The 14,331-nt window shown below is 61.7% G+C and carries 11 protein-coding genes, 1 tRNA gene and 1 riboswitch; of the genes, 5 read left to right on the top strand and 7 right to left on the bottom strand.

What is annotated here, in order from left to right; translation table 11 throughout:
- Nucleotides 1-34: 34 nt before the first annotated feature.
- Nucleotides 35-646: a tetratricopeptide repeat protein gene (locus tag GPA27_RS01895; RefSeq protein WP_169137246.1), complete on the bottom strand. Its 612-nt coding sequence runs from the start codon at nt 644-646 to the stop codon at nt 35-37.
- Nucleotides 647-725: 79 nt separating this feature from the next.
- Nucleotides 726-809: riboswitch (cyclic di-GMP riboswitch) on the bottom strand.
- A gap of 355 nt (nt 810-1,164) precedes the next feature.
- On the opposite strand from GPA27_RS01895, the gene GPA27_RS01890 reads away from it, so the two are divergent.
- A complete protein-coding gene (locus GPA27_RS01890; protein ID WP_169137244.1) occupies nt 1,165-1,788 on the top strand; it encodes an AAA family ATPase in 624 nt (207 codons plus the stop codon).
- 12 nt (nt 1,789-1,800) lie between these two features.
- On the top strand, nt 1,801-2,049 hold the full coding sequence (locus GPA27_RS01885; protein WP_169137242.1) for a CopG family transcriptional regulator: 249 nt from the start codon (nt 1,801-1,803) through the stop codon (nt 2,047-2,049).
- 387 nt (nt 2,050-2,436) lie between these two features.
- Here GPA27_RS01885 and GPA27_RS01880 read toward each other — a convergent pair whose 3' ends face one another.
- Complete coding sequence (locus GPA27_RS01880) at nt 2,437-2,787, bottom strand: hypothetical protein (protein WP_169137240.1); 351 nt, start codon at nt 2,785-2,787, stop codon at nt 2,437-2,439.
- 300 nt (nt 2,788-3,087) lie between these two features.
- The gene (locus GPA27_RS01875; RefSeq protein WP_169137238.1) at nt 3,088-3,966 is read right to left on the bottom strand and encodes a DUF4344 domain-containing metallopeptidase; all 879 of its coding nucleotides are present in this window, start codon (nt 3,964-3,966) and stop codon (nt 3,088-3,090) included.
- A 438-nt stretch (nt 3,967-4,404) separates the two neighbouring features.
- Here GPA27_RS01875 and GPA27_RS01870 point away from each other — a divergent pair, with 438 nt between their 5' ends.
- Together GPA27_RS01870 and GPA27_RS01865 are read left to right on the top strand one after the other, a co-directional pair.
- A complete protein-coding gene (locus GPA27_RS01870) occupies nt 4,405-4,653 on the top strand; it encodes a type II toxin-antitoxin system Phd/YefM family antitoxin (protein WP_169137236.1) in 249 nt (82 codons plus the stop codon).
- 221 nt (nt 4,654-4,874) lie between these two features.
- Nucleotides 4,875-5,738: a helix-turn-helix domain-containing protein gene (locus GPA27_RS01865; protein ID WP_169137234.1), complete on the top strand. Its 864-nt coding sequence runs from the start codon at nt 4,875-4,877 to the stop codon at nt 5,736-5,738.
- Nucleotides 5,739-5,816: 78 nt separating this feature from the next.
- Here GPA27_RS01865 and GPA27_RS01860 read toward each other — a convergent pair whose 3' ends face one another.
- Nucleotides 5,817-6,977, bottom strand: coding sequence for a site-specific integrase (locus GPA27_RS01860; protein ID WP_169137232.1), 1,161 nt, complete (start codon nt 6,975-6,977; stop codon nt 5,817-5,819).
- Between the two features lie 45 nt (nt 6,978-7,022).
- Here GPA27_RS01860 and GPA27_RS01855 point away from each other — a divergent pair.
- Nucleotides 7,023-7,116: transfer RNA gene (locus GPA27_RS01855), tRNA-Ser, on the top strand.
- Between the two features lie 1,232 nt (nt 7,117-8,348).
- On the opposite strand, the gene csb2 is transcribed toward GPA27_RS01855, so the two are convergent.
- The 3 genes from csb2 to cas3g are packed head-to-tail and all read right to left on the bottom strand — an operon-like array spanning nt 8,349 to nt 14,285.
- The gene (csb2, locus tag GPA27_RS01850; protein ID WP_169137230.1) at nt 8,349-9,746 is read right to left on the bottom strand and encodes a type I-G CRISPR-associated protein Csb2; all 1,398 of its coding nucleotides are present in this window, start codon (nt 9,744-9,746) and stop codon (nt 8,349-8,351) included.
- Nucleotides 9,739-10,836, bottom strand: coding sequence for a type I-G CRISPR-associated RAMP protein Csb1/Cas7g (cas7g, locus tag GPA27_RS01845; RefSeq protein WP_169137228.1), 1,098 nt, complete (start codon nt 10,834-10,836; stop codon nt 9,739-9,741). The genes csb2 and cas7g overlap by 8 nt, the downstream gene beginning before the upstream one ends.
- Nucleotides 10,809-14,285 (bottom strand): type I-G CRISPR-associated helicase/endonuclease Cas3g, encoded by a 3,477-nt coding sequence (gene cas3g, locus GPA27_RS01840; protein WP_169137226.1) that lies wholly within the window; start codon nt 14,283-14,285, stop codon nt 10,809-10,811. The genes cas7g and cas3g overlap by 28 nt, the downstream gene beginning before the upstream one ends.
- Nucleotides 14,286-14,331 lie beyond the last annotated feature (46 nt).

Below are 14,331 nucleotides of genomic sequence, written 5' to 3'. Positions count from 1 at the left end.
CCTGGCCGGACCGGGGATGATGTGCTGAGGGGGCTCAGCTGACTTTTCGGCAGACCCCGCCAACGGGCTGCAGGTTGCGTAGCGCCGTCCAGGTTGTCTTCGCTGCGGCGTCCTCGACGAGCGCCGCCTCGAGGCGGAGCTCGTTGACCTTGCCGCAAGCGGTCTCTTGTCCGACCTGCATCGCCTGGTGGAAGCCATATAAGGGGCCGCTGCGAAACGCGTTCAGCTCAGCGTCCCGGGTGAGGACCTTGATATTGTGCTGGGCCGGGCCGAACCCTTGGGCAGCCGAAAGGCTGAACCACATCGCTGCAGTATTGATATCGACCTCCACGACCTTGCCATCAATAAAGAGGGTTCCAATAGTGTGCTGTGCAGGCGCGTCTCCCTGCTCCGCGGCGCGCCTTACCCACTTCAATCCCTCCTCCGAGTCGACCGCGCCCCCACGTCCCTCGAGAAGCAGAAATCCGAGGAGGCCCTGAGCGGCGACATGTCCTTGGTTGGCGAGCGGCAAGAGCTCAGTTCGAGCGGTTGCGTAATCCTGGCGTTTGAACGCGGCTTCACCTTCGTCGAAGCCGGCCTGCACCACGCCAGTCACGGCTACAGCCATCAGCGCTCCTGCGAGTCGGGTGTAGAGCTTGAGTTGCATATTGTCCCCTGAGCCATGCATTAGTGAAAGCGCGCATGCAGGCGGGATGCAATGCTGCGGACGACGCGTGAATCCGTCTGCAGGCAGCCTGGCTGCCATTCCCGAAGGAGAAGGCCCGTGGCTTTGCGTCCCGCCGTTTCCGCGCGGTTTGCCGATAAATCAGAGATATGCTATCCGTGTCGAGTCGGATTGCCAATGTTCTTTCGATTCTTCCCCGCTGGAGTCGTCATGGATTACTCAGAATCGAAATTCGTCAATGAGGAAAATCAAAAGATATTCTCTTGTTTCGGTCTCTGGATGGATGCGCATGAACGTGAATCGAGTTGAACGAGGCTCGTCCTCCTGTCCTCCGTAGATGCGACCAATAACCGCCCTTGAGTGAGTAATCTCCGCCGTGAACGCATAACCTTCTGTCGAAACCCTACTGAAACGGCTTGCCCGCGCTATACGGTAGTGGCTGCGGCAACCTTGCGGAAATAGCATGCAGCCATTCCATAAGCGTTCTGGAGGGTTTACGCATGATTGTCGCAGTGTTGAATTCGAAGGGGGGTGTAGGCAAGACCACGACCGCACTCAATCTAGCCATCGGCCGAGCCCTGGAGGGACGACGGGTTCTGGCAGTGGACGGCGACCGGCAGGGGAGCCTGCTGGCAGCAATCGCGCAACGAGAAGGGCGTACCCCAGCGATTGCGTCGGCGCAGTACACGGACGGGCAAGTGTTGCGGCAGCAAGTTGGTCTGGCGAAGTCTGTGTACGACGATATCGTTATCGATGCCGGCGGACGCGACAACTCGTGCCTCCGCGCAGCGATGCTGCTTGCTGACCTCGTCGTTATTCCGTTCGTGCCGCGGGCTTACGATGTTTGGGCGCTCGAGGACATGCAGGAACTCCTCGCTGAAGGGCGCTGCGTCAAAGACATCGATGCCGCATGCTTCCTCACGATGGCCGACCCGCGCGGAGCGGACAACCAGGAAGCCGCGAGCCAAATCCCGGCGGGGATGCGGGCGCTGGCCGTCATGGTCGGACGCCGGAAGGCAATCGCAGAGTCAGCTGGGCAGGGGATGAGTATGCTCGAGCAGCCCGGTCGCGATGGCAAGGCGGCCGCGGAACTGGGCGCCCTGGTCGCCGCGGTCTTTCACTGAGGGGGCGACGAAATGACAATACCGAAAAGAAAGTTGCCCATCAGTGCGGATACTTTCATTGCCGGGGCACCTGATTCGAAGAGCCTAGCAGCTGTCGAGGAGGTAAAGAACCGCCGGGTGACGAGGTCCATCGGCAACAAACTCATCATCTCGGTCTCCATAGGCCCCGATGCCCTGGATGCAGTCGACGCGTGGGCGAGTAAGCGAAGCATGAGCCGCGCCGCGGCCATCGCCTACGCCATCAGCCTTCTGCCGGAATGAGGTAGTGGCTGGGTCTACCGAAGGGTTCCGGAAGCCTTCGGCAAATCTCGCGGGGCCCCTCCGCCATCGACGGTGGAGGGGCGTATGGAGGTCTACCTGGTCTCAATCAGGACCTTTCTCGTACTCGTTGCCTTAGCTGTGACTGTGACACTCACGAGCCAGTCGGCGGCGGGTCTGCCACAGGGCATCGAAACGGGGCACAAGCAGTGTATTTTGGTCTAGTACGGATGAATTCAGCAACCCGCATCCGTTGGTGCCATTGAGCTGTACGGCGTTGCGAAATGGCTTTCGCAAGCAGCGCTTTCGTTCAGCTTGTCCCGATGCGTGCGACGTAAATGGTCACCCGCGGTGACCCGGCCCTCGTCCGTCATCGGCATCATAATTATTTTATTTCCCACGTCGGACAGTAGCCGCGATTGCCTCAGCCACCATTCGCGCGTCATTGGCGGTGTTAAAGGCGCCGTCAACGATGCGTTGGACTGTCTCGGGTGACGTAGTGGCGTCGATGTTGCGCAGGGCCGTCTCCCATTTCTCAATCGTCCGTAATACCCGCCTACCCTCGAGAACAAGCTCCGCCGTCTCCGGTGACTCGTCCAAAGTAGGTTCCCGGTCGTGTTCTTCGACGAACCGGAGCTTAAAGGCCGCAAAGTGAGCATCCCCTACACTTAGCGCAGCCACAAGTTTCCTCTTTTGTTGACTAAGTGCCGCCTTGGCGGCTGCTAACTCAGTTTCAGACATAACGTTTCCTCATGTGAATGCTCAACATCAACGTTGAGCTATTTCACATTTATCCAAAACTACGTCGAAAGCAACGACTAGCTTGCCTGTAGCGAGACCAATGCAACGGTCCACCGCCGGTCAGTGAAGGCGGCTCGCAGCAGTCAGCTCAACGTTGCAATTGGGCTACAGGAGTGTCGCTCGCGGTCTGCTTGAAGCCGTCAAGCGGCCTGCGTGACCCGTCTGCCGCTCACTGGCCAGAAAGACCTCAGGGACCCAGGACCCGTGGGCACCCGACGACCGCTGACACCCGGCGGGGGGTTAGTAACGGAGCGGTGGTAACTCGGGCAGCGGGGGAATCTCAGGTATCTCGGGAATTTCGGGTATCTCTGGGATTGCCGGCCCGCCCCCGTAGCCGTAGCCCCTGCTTGGCCTAGGGGCTGGCGTTGGGGGTGGTGCTGGCGGCGGGTATGCCGAGCCGCTGTTGTACCCGTAACCGTAGCCATTCCGGCTGCGCGGCGCCTTGAGTGCGGCTCGGAATACTTCAGGAGTGTTTCGCATCAGCTGCTGGTACTCCTCGGCACAACGGGCCCGCCGGGCCTCACTCAGTCCTGCATGGTCGGCGAAGGGCTGCATTCCTGCCGGCGCTCGCCCGTAGCCCCAGCACACGAGCTGCGCCCGCCGCTGGATATTAAGCCCGTGCTCGTCTGTCAGTTGCCTCTTACCAAAGATGTGCAGCAGTCGCGCCGGCTCCATAAAAAAATTCATCGCGCCGACATACATTGGTGCATTGTTCAGTCGCATGATGAGCCAAGCCGCCCACTGGTCGGCTACATCCTCTTCCCGGCCAGAGAAAGCGATGCGGTGCCGGTCGATGACGGCATGCCCGAGCTCGTGCAGCGCGACGAATAGAATTTCGCCATCCGTGGTCTGGTCGATGGACTCCCGGCTCAACTGCCCCATTGCAAGCGCCCGGCTGCGGCGTTCTGACGCCTTGTGAATAATCTCCTCGCACAAAGTGATTCGCCCGGCGTTGTCCCAGAACGCGTTTTCGGCTCCGCAGGGCTGGACTACGAGCGAGATGGGACCGTTGGTCTCAATGAGCGCGTTCAGCGAGTCCACGTATCGATTCAGCGGGGTCGGTCCAGCGCTGCTGATGAATATCTGAGCACTGGCGGGCTGCGCGAGCGCCACGAGCATGAAAATGCAGAATAAGCGAACCACTTCCTTCGACCCTCGAAGTTGATGCGCATATGCTACCCGGTGGTGCGCTTTCCGGGGCATTGCTACTTCGGTAGCATCGAGCCTGGCGGTCGGAACGGCCGTCCTGCAATCGAGGAGCAACCGCACTGATAGCGCGAAGCAACCGGATGTCGGCTGATAATCGGGCGACGTCCCGCACGGTCTGGCGCAGCAGAAGACGCACCGGGACGAGCCCCTGCTCCATCGGTCAACTGCCTGACTGATTCAGAGACTGGGCTTGCCGAAAGCTTCCGGAAGCCTTCTGCTGATACTCCGTAGCAGATATCGATAGCATCGGGCTCAAGCTCACGCAGTCGAAGTACGCTTCTCCGCTCCTGAGAGATACTGCCGGGTCAGATAGACTAAGCGGAACGGCCATGTGCTCTGGGGGACTCCATGCGCGTCATCAGCATCCGGCAGGCGAAGTCCTCTCTGTCTCGTTTGGTCGATGCCATTGAGCAGGGACGGGAGCGGGCAATTCTCATCGTCCGCAATGGACGGCCGGCGGCAAAGCTTGTTCCGATAGATGCGGTGTCGGCCGGGCAACGCATTGGTGTCGCCAAGGGAAAGTTCGAGGTGCCCGACACCATCGACGCCCACAATGAGGAAGTGGCGCGGTTGTTCCTTGGCGCGGAGCAACCTTGAATCTGCTGCTGGACAAATGTTGGCCTGAGCGCCGAGACGCTCGAAGGCTCGACATCGTAGGTAAGTCTCTTCGTAACTCCCCGCTTCCAACACCGGAACAGCAGAACTGAAGTCGGGCCGCGCAGCCTTGCCGGCCGGGGGCATTCTGTTACGACCTTCGTTTGCGCGCGATTTGCCTATACCCCTGTAGGCAAAGTCGCCTGAGAGCAGACGAGGTCAATATGAGTATGTTCGAGAGCCGCTCGACGACGCAGTACGTCGCGGCGATGACGAAATTTCTGCGGACTTCCCGGAGGGAATTTGCTGTTGCATCCGATAGGGTGGGGTGCGGTCGCCGGCCGCGGCCTGATGCGGAAACGGTCCAACGGGTTGAGCAGGCAGTGAACCGAAAGGCCGAGCAAGCGGAGTCCGCGCGCACGACATTCGGCGAACGCTATCGCATCGCTCGGGACTACCGCGAACTTAGGGACAGTCAGGTGGGGCGGTACATGGAGGTCAGTCGGGAGCTGGCAAGACGTTGGGGGGAGAATCGCCACCCTCCCCGCGGTGAGCGACTGGAGAGGCTGGCTGAATTCCTGCAGGTCCCGAAGTCCTGGCTCCTCTCGGGATGCCTTGATGACCTAGGTGCCGACAGCCACATCGGCGTTCGCGTCGGCGAGGAAGCGCTGCGTTGGCGTGAGGTCCTGTATTCGCTGACCCACCGCGTCCTCGAAAAGGTGGACGACGACGCGCAGGATGAGGATTTCGTTGTTGCCATCAATCGAGCGCTGGTAAGCAATGCTGACGTACGGAACGCAGCGCGCAGGGCAGGGGGGCGTTGGCAGGTCATCGACGGACGGCTGTTCTTTGCCTCGTGGGTGCCCCTGGAGCTTGGGCCGCTGACTCGTCGGTACTGGCCCGAGGAAACCGAGGCGATTATTGATGAAGAGGTCGCGAGGCACTCATCGACGTATGCGGCGTGGAGGGCTGTGCAGGCACGCTGTGAGGCGGCGGGGCTCCCGTATCCGCAGCGCATCGCGTTGCATAAGCGTCAGCAGAAGGTGAGGGAGCACGTGGAGCGGTATGGTGTGGTCATGAAGCAATAGAACTCGACGCCCGGCCGGCAAGGCTGGGCGTTTCATACTTGTGGTGGCCGGCTGGGCAACTTCAGCCGTGAAGCTGCCTTAGTCGAGTACGACGGAGGTTTCGTGCTTCAGGAGATGCAGGTAGCCCTGGAATGTCGTCATGCTCGAGTGACCCGTCATCTCCATGATTTGCATCATGTTGAGTTTGCCGGATTCACAGAGCCGGCTGGTGGCCTCGTGGCGAAGGTCATGAAAAGTAAGGTTGCTTACCTTGGCACGTTTGCAGAGTCGAGCAAAGGAAACGCAGACCGAATCCGGCGTCGGGAACTGATGGAAAATCCTGGCCTCGCCGGGCGGGCAGTTTGCTCGTTGCTCGGCGACGATTTCACGTGCCCGTAGGCTCAAGAGCACTACGCGTGGTCTTCCCGTTTTGGTCAGCTCTCCAGGGATATTCAGCTTGCGGTCGTCGTTGGCAAGGCACTTCCATTGAACGCCGACGATTTCCTGTTCGCGCATGGCTGTCTCGAGTGCAAAGCCAATGATGGCCCGCCAGTCGGCCTCGGTGAATGTGTGTTCACGGTCAAGTCCTGCGGCGTAAAGACGCCTTTCTTCGTCCGCCTTCAGTCGTCGCTCGCGTTTGCCGGACCAACCGTCGGGGATGGTGCCCTTTTCGAATGAGAAGAGATGCTCGTCGACATGGTATTTGTAGGTCTTTGAGTGCCATTCAACCGCTTTCTTTAGCGCGTAGTAAAACTTGCGCACGGTGGCGGGCTTGTACGTGCGCTTGGGGCGCTTAGCATCCTCCTTCTTCGCATCACGCTTAATGGGTTCGCCCAGCAGGAGGCGGACGTAGTTCTCCACATCAATGTTTGTCAATTTGCTGATGGACCACTCGGCAAGGTCGTCGCGAACACGCTGGTAATCCGTGACCTTGTTCGAGGGTAGCGGCTTGAGGGAGGCGTTCTTGTAGGCGAGATAGTCATCGATGATGTCCCGGATGAGGACCGTTTTGCGGTCCCGGGCTGGTCGGCCCACGTCGATGGCGGAATCGAGTTGCCGTTTCCATTTGAGTGCTTCCGTCCGGGTCTTGAAGCGCTTCGACTTCGCGGGTTCGCCGCTGCGGTGTACGCGCGCCTCGAAGCGCTTGGTGCCATCGTCGAGTACAATCTCGCGGATACCGTTGGTGCTGGTGTTTCGGGCCATGGCGGTTCTTCTGGTGAGTTTTAAGTAGATGGTGGGTTTTTGGTGGGTTTTGGTCAATACGGCGCACCAAAGTCATCGATAACTCACTGAAAGATAAGAGTTGGAGAGTTGGCCGAGAGGTCGAAGGCACTCCCCTGCTAAGGGAGCATACGGGCTAAAACTCGTATCGAGGGTTCGAATCCCTCACTCTCCGCCACAGCATCAGCAAAAAAGCGCCTTTCGGGGCGCTTTTTTGTTGTACCCATCATCCGGCCCATCAAATTGCCGGCATGGACCCGTCGCTGTCCGGGACAATTCAATATCGCCTGAATTCAGCGGATCGTTCGCGACAGGGGCAGATTAAGGTGGTCGAAGCGATGGCCAGCATACGTCCTTGCTCGCCAGAGTAATCCGCCGGAAGTCTTCTTGCCGAACACATACGGCAGCTTCCAAGGCATTCTCCATCCGGTCTGACGGGCCCGCCCCCGAGTCGGGGCGCCGATCGGGAACGGGCGGCGCGGAAGGCCGCATTCGCCGAATACTGTCGACGTAGTCGCCTCGTTATTGGCGAATGTGGCGGGGACCGTTCGCGGAGCATTCGCCGAATGATTCGACACTTCAACGTAGTCGCCCGGTTAGAGGCGAGTGCGATGCTCGTCAAGGCCATCGTGGATCCGATGAAGGAGCGCCTTCAACGTAGTCGCCGCGTACAGGCGAATACGACTCGGTGATCTCGCCGACGCCCTTGCGGTACTTCTGGCTTCAACGTGGTCGCCTGCGTAGAGGCGAGTGCGACGTGTTTGCCTCGCCGGAGTAGTAGTGTGCATCCCCGCTTCAACGTAGTCGCCTGCTTACAGGCGAGTGCGACTCTGCTGCCGGGGGGCAGGAAAAAGGGCCAGGAATGGCTTCAACGTAGTCGCCTGGCTGCAGGCGAGTGCGACACGACGGCTCTGCGCACGGGGCTGACCGCGGGCGCGCTTCAATGTAGTCGCCTGGCCGCAGGTGAGTGCGACGCCAGCGGTTCGCGCCACATGGCGGCGTACTCGTTGCTTCAACGTAGTCGCCTGGCTGTAGGCGAGTGCGACCTATCAGGCGCGCGTGGCGCAGTTCGACGCCGAGGTGCTTCAACGTAGTCGCCTGGATGTAGGCGAGTGCGACTCGGTGAGCGTCGTTCCGGTCGAGCGGGCGATCTTGCTTCAACGTAGTCGCCTGGCTGTAGGCGAGTGCGACCTCAGGGCACGGGGCGACGTCACGCTGCTCAAGATGCTTCAACGTAGTCGCCTGGCTGTAGGCGAGTGCGACACCATACCAGCAACGTGTTGATCTTGAATATCCTCTTGCTCGGATGGCGCGAACCGACCTAATACACGCCTTTAGCCCTGACTGCGGCCGAAGAAGTATTGCCAATTCAAGGCGTAGGATCAGCGCGAACCTCCCGGGCTATCACGTTCACTTCGGGTTCGCGCAGCACACGCCAAGCCCGAAATGTCGGCCGCGACCGAGAAAAACAGGCCCACGCATTGGCTCGCGGAAGTGGAGGCGCACATGGTAGGGCATGAGCCGCCCCGCTTGCCAAGCCTTGAGCCTGTAATCGGCGACGTGGTGTGCTTGGGGGAGGAAGGGGAGTCGGCTCACCTCCATGTCCTCGAGCAGACCGGCGTCGATCGCCGAATTGCTCAGCGCCTTAAGCACGAGGTTTCGTACCAACCGCGAATTACCTGCATGGTCCCCGGGCAGGATCATGGGCGTCACGCTGGTCCATGTACGGCTCGGTCTGCGATACGCCGCGAAAACTCCGTCTTCGGGATCCGCCAAGGCAGCGTCGGCAACGTGCTCGCCGGAGTTTTCCTCGACCAGGCGCAGGGGCTCGTTACCGAGGCAGTGGAGGACATTGGCTACCTCGGGCAGGCACGAGATGGGGGCAACGAGCAGGGCGCGGCGCAGCAAGCCATCGGCGTGATCGTGACCGAGCGAGGGGAGGGGCACCCATGAGAGCCGCCGTTCGAGATCGCTCTCCGGGGCATAGCCCGCAGCAAAGTCGGCCAACGGCAGACCCGCAGTACGCTGCATGACCGCGCCCCGTAACATGCCTGCGACGACCACCGTGTTCCGCGGATCGAATGGGCGGAAGGTGCGAGGATTGCCGGGCTTCTGCAGGCGAAGGGGCACCATCGCCACACGCGCTGCCTGCCCAGCCGGTGTGTAGGCAGCGATGTCGTGAAGGCCCGGGGCCAGCACGGGGGAAATCCAGCCCTTAGACTTGTCGAGGCGTGTCTGGCTAGCCTGAAAACGGGTTTCAAGCGAACTCAGGGAGCCGGGGATGGGCACGCGCAAGATGACGTCGACGTTGCTCCGTAGTGCGCGTGCGGCAGGACCCAGTGAGGCAGTGAAATGTGTTTCGCTCGCCGCGCACGTCGGTCGCACGGACGTGATATGCCCGGTAACACTGACCTGGTCCTGGCCGGACCCGAGGGTATGGAGATGCGAGGCAGTATCGATCACGTGGAACGCATCGCGGCACGACTCCTCGTCCGTGAGCGCGAAAACGTAGCGCACCGGTCCTGCAACGCGTCGCTCTACTACCTCCCGGCTCGTCGTCGCCGCCTTAGCCTTACGCCTGTCCGAGTTGTTCGGGACGTAAATCGTGTAGCGCAGTTCGGGCGGACTGGATGGCGCAATAATGTCGGGCGCGGGCTGCCGCTCCAGCCATCCCAGCCCCGGGGCCGTGACGGAGCGGTTGCCCGCTACGATTGCCTGGAGCAGGCGAAAGGGAGCCGGGGGCCACTCGGCACCACGGTAGATGCCCGTGAGGAACTGCGCCTCTATCACGAGCCAGTGGTTAGGCACCCCTGTTCCCCTTCACTTTTTTCTTCTCGTTTTTCTCTTGTGCCTGACGGTTCGCCTCGTCGATCAGTTCGCGCTGGAAATGACCCTGCCGCGGCGGCAGCGAGGCAACACCAAAACGCAGGGCTGCCGTCTTCGCGAATTCGAGGGCGTCCACTGTGCTTAGGGAAAAACTGGTCTTTGCGCCATCCGCGTACCTTATCGTGGCCGCTACGGGCGCCGCCGCCACCAGGAGGCATCCCTGGCGCAAGAAGGTCTCGGGTTGGAGCGTCAGGCTCACCAGGCCGAGCCCGAAGATGTAGGCAGACAAGTCGTCAGGCGGAGTCTTCGACGGCTTCTCGTCGTAGCGATTCGTCACCCGTTGGCCGCAATTCTGGCGCAAGGCGATAAGGTTCAAGACCGCCTCCCGCCAGATGCCACCGTCGGCGATGATTCCGCCAGGAATGGGGCCGTCCAGAGCATTGTCGAGGCCAATTTGGGAGAGCTTGCTGTCCTCGTGCCCGAGGTCCTTGCCGGTGAGTGCCGCCGAGTAAAGCGCCCTGCGAACGAGACGGCGGACGTTGTGGGCCTCAATTCGCGCTGTCAGGGCGCGCGGAATCTTGCAATATGTGCCGCGCGAGTCAAATGCGCCCATCAACAGGCTCATCGGCGACAGTTCGGCGACGGCGCGAGGGGCATCGCGAAAGTTGCGAAACGCCCTTTCGGCGTCCTGGCGCAGATCGGAGAATCGGATTGTCGCGTCGGCCAGGCGGTGTGGCGCTTCGAGAACGTCGATGATCCTTTGTTCCCCGTCGGCGAGTTCGGCCCGGACCGTGACTTCGCGCACGAGGGCGCGATATGGGGCCGTGAGGAAGGCTGCTTCGATGCGGTTTGCCTGGGACTGGACTGAGTCCATGGTGCAAACGTTTCGACCATCGCCAAAATCGCTGATGTTGTATTCGGGGGGGGCGTTGTCGCCCTTCCCCGCGTAGGTGGGCGGAAACACCACGCCACCCGGGCCCTCCACGGATTCGAGCGGTTGCCGGCATACGATTGCCACGGCGTTGCGATCGAGCAGGAGGGCATTCAGACGATCAGATGGTTCGGTAGCCATGTGCTTTCCTCATTCGAGAGGGTGAGTTCGGAGGTGAAAACGTCTTTCATTTTCCCCGATGTCACGAGCCGGGGGCGGTAGCGCTCGCCCGACACGGACATCAGCCCTTTCGCAGCAGGTAGGCACAGCGCGGCTGGCAGTGGCGTGTGCCACACGACATAGTGGCAAGGGGGCTGGTCGCCGGGAGGAACGAAGGCATGCTGTAGGCCCAGGATCGAGAGAAGCTCGACAAACGGCCGCGCAGTACTAAAGCGGTCGTCCTCGTTCAGCGTGAAACCGGCGTCCAAGGCCGACCAACTCGTGGCCGCGTCGAAGCGAAAGCGCTCCTTCATCGTTGTGCCGAGCCGGAAGAGGTCTGCGCCTGTGACGAGGTCGGAACGAAGGGTGTGGGCAGCGGATACGAGGCCGCGCAGGATTGCCAGTGCATCGGTCTGGCCCGCGCTCAGTTTCCAGCGAGAATTGCCGCCGTAGTCCATCGCCAGCCAGCCATTGACGTAAAACTGGTGACCAGAGTTGCTCAGGCGTAGCCGTAAGGGGGGGAATTTCTCACCGTGCAAATCGTCGCGTAGTGCGGCCTCATCGACACTCGCCTCGACGGTGAGCAGCGCATCTACAGCGGCGAGCACTGCCGCGTCATCGGCTCCGACGATACTGAAACCCCGTGCCGTCCAGCATGCTGAGAGGCCCGAGCGGAAGCGGGCGAGCAGGTCGAGTAACCCTAGGCAAGCGAGATATTCGCCGAAATTGCGCGCGTCGGCGGGAATCTCGATCGCGCTGCCGGGGGCTTCCTCGTCGTGTTTAGTGACAATGGTGCGCGGTGACGGGAGGGGGTGTTCCGCGAGACGTGTGGCTTCCAGTTCCGCGAGCACATCCGCACTCTTTACCATGGCTTCCAGATAGGCCAGCCCCCAGGGGCCGAAGTGCTCGTTAAGCTTGGCGAACGACTTCGCCACTCGGTCGGCGATAGAACTGCATCCGGGTTTTGTCCGCGCCTTTTCTGTAAAGCCCGGTCGGGCCCAGCCATGATGCGCAGCGATCAGGTGTCGTTCCAGCATGCCCACCTGTTCGCCCAACATCACCACGGAGCCGAGCTCGTGGCGGTAGCCGTCGTTCAAACGCACGTCAAAGACGGGGCGACGGCTCTTCGCAAGCGGGACCGCAGGCGTCGGATTGCCGAGCGCAGCCTGCCACCGCGGCTCCTGCTTGCCGACGTCGTGATGGGCGGCAGCGGTCGCTACCGCGGTGGCGAGCATCGGGGGCAGGTCGATATGCTGCAACAGGCGATGCGCGGCCTTGTGCGCCAATTCGAGGTGATCGATGAGAGTCCTATCGCAGCGGTTCAGGGATGCAAGGTCACCTGCGTCAGGGCCCGACACTTGTCGAGTGTGGAGCCAGACACGCGCGCGGCGATGCACGGTCGAGTCATCGCGGGTCATCAGGTCGGATACCGGTAACACCAGCTCTTCGGCGAATGCAATTTCGTGGTCGGGCCGGATCATCGCGACTAGGGCCGGTAAGGATTCCGCGTGCTCACCGACGTGGGACCACTGCATGGCGCCATCTGCGAGTCCGACCGAACAGATGAGGGTCAGCATTTCGCCGCGACCCTCCGCGGAGACGTCGACCACTGGTGCAATGCTGTCGATGTCGGGGAGCCCCGCAGGGGACAGCCCACCGAGTTCATCGCGAATAATGACGGTTCGACCTGGTACAACCAGACGCATGAGGCCACGCAATGAACGGTCAGTGGTAACAGGCTCGTGTTCAACGACTCGTCCCTGGCTGTCGAGAACAAGAACCGCGCGATGCCGGTGGTCGTCATGACCGGCTCGCTTCAAGACGGCTTCGATCAGGTCCCGCGCCTTGTGTAGGGGCAGTTTTGCGCGTTCATGTGCCAGCACGGGCCAGGCCTCGAGCCAGTCCGTGAGCTGGGCGGTGTCGGCCGGCAGAGTTCGCCACACCAGGTCGACATCGTGGTCCTCGTCGTCGAGTCCGTGCAGGAAGATATCCGGCGGCGGGACGCGCAGGGCGTCGAGCCGAAGGGCCGTCATCGACCATTGGGTCAGGATCGACGGTTCGAGGCTACGACGAGGCGGGACAGCGGGTACAGCCTCTCGATAGCGGGGGTGCTCTGTGAGCTGCGTGAGCGCGATCGGGCTGGCATCTCGTCCCGCCGGGACATGGGGCAGACCATCAAGGAGCCTGAGCGCAGTCCGGCTTCGTTCCGTAAGCGCGTCGCCGAGTTCCTCGCCGCAGGCATGGACCAGGGTCAACTCGCCACTGCTGCACCCGCGGCGGTTGATGCGTCCGGCGCGCTGGATGAAGCGATCCAGTGTGACCAAGTCCAGGAGCCCGATGTCGGCGTCGATGTCGAGGCCGATCTCCCCGGCCGAAGTGCAGATGAAGTAAGCCGTCGGTGCTCCTTCGTCGGGGCGCTCGGGCGAGAACCGCATAAAGGCTGGACTGTGGATGAGGTGCTCTCGCTCGCTGGCGCGTTGGGTGCCAGTGAGCGTGACAATGCGGTCGAGCGGTACTCCTCCTTGTAGCAGTCGCCCAGTCAAATGGTTGGCGGCTTCCGGCCGGTGGACGAAAAGCGCGACCGCTTTGCACGCGTTCTTGTGGGCGAGCGCCTGCTCGGCAAGCATGTCGAGCACGCGGGCGGCAGGTTTTCCCTTGGTCGCGTTGGTGGATACGTCGATGATAGTGAGGGCCTTGCCGGCCCGCATACGGCGGGCGAGCGCCGGATCATCGCTCACTCGGCATTCGAGGATCTGGCCAACGTCTGAATGCGGGTCGGGGGTGGCGGTCATCTCCACAACGTGCAGGGGCGGGCGCCCGACGGCGTCGGCGCTGCGTCGGGCTAGCACCTCGATTTCCCTCAGTACGGACGAAAACACGGGGGCGAGGTGTGCTTCATCATGGACGACCAGAGTGTCGATGCCGAGCAAGCCCGCATGCGTGGCGGCCCGCGAGCGGCCGACGCCATAGCCACGAAATAGCAGCCGCGACCCGATCATGTCAGGGGTGCCGAGGATCAGAGCAGGAGTGGCTGGGTCTATCGCCCAGTCGCCATTGTCGGCAAGGGCGCCACGCAGGGTCGAGACCGACAACGGGATGCCGCGGGGGGAGAGCGTTGCGAGCGCGTCGCTTAGCGCAGGCAGGGTTCCGCCGCGAACGATATCTGCAAGTTTTGCGGCTAGCGCGCTGGACTGATCCACGAGGCTGCGGCGGTTGACCACCAATGCCAGTCGCCTCGGAAGCGTAATCCGTTGAGTCCCGGCCTGGGTCGCGAGCGCCGCGAGGAAGATGGCCAGGATTGCAGTCTTTCCGCCGGCCGTCGGAACCTTGATGTAACGCGGCAGGGTGCCAGCTACGAAGGCATCGTAGGCGGCGCGCTGCCAAATGGACGGGGGGGCGCCGAAAATCTCGTCGAAGAGCCTGTCGAGCACAGAAGCCCCAAAAATAGTTTCGCGGGATATCGCGAAGGTATATCCC

The sequence above is a fragment of the Aromatoleum toluolicum genome (assembly GCF_012911005.2).
GTDB lineage: Bacteria > Pseudomonadota > Gammaproteobacteria > Burkholderiales > Rhodocyclaceae > Aromatoleum > Aromatoleum toluolicum.
This window is presented reverse-complemented; position numbering and strand designations above follow the sequence as displayed.

Excerpts from the sequence above, each read along its gene's own strand:
- cas7g (WP_169137228.1), bottom strand. The coding sequence starts at position 10,836 with ATGGCTACCGAACCATCTGATCGTCTGAATGCCCTCCTGCTCGATCGC.
- GPA27_RS01875 (WP_169137238.1), bottom strand. The coding sequence starts at position 3,966 with ATGCTCGTGGCGCTCGCGCAGCCCGCCAGTGCTCAGATATTCATCAGC.
- GPA27_RS01865 (WP_169137234.1), top strand. The coding sequence starts at position 4,875 with ATGAGTATGTTCGAGAGCCGCTCGACGACGCAGTACGTCGCGGCGATG.
- GPA27_RS01885 (WP_169137242.1), top strand. The coding sequence starts at position 1,801 with ATGACAATACCGAAAAGAAAGTTGCCCATCAGTGCGGATACTTTCATT.
- GPA27_RS01890 (WP_169137244.1), top strand. The coding sequence starts at position 1,165 with ATGATTGTCGCAGTGTTGAATTCGAAGGGGGGTGTAGGCAAGACCACG.
- GPA27_RS01895 (WP_169137246.1), bottom strand. The coding sequence starts at position 646 with ATGCAACTCAAGCTCTACACCCGACTCGCAGGAGCGCTGATGGCTGTA.
- GPA27_RS01880 (WP_169137240.1), bottom strand. The coding sequence starts at position 2,787 with ATGTCTGAAACTGAGTTAGCAGCCGCCAAGGCGGCACTTAGTCAACAA.
- GPA27_RS01870 (WP_169137236.1), top strand. The coding sequence starts at position 4,405 with ATGCGCGTCATCAGCATCCGGCAGGCGAAGTCCTCTCTGTCTCGTTTG.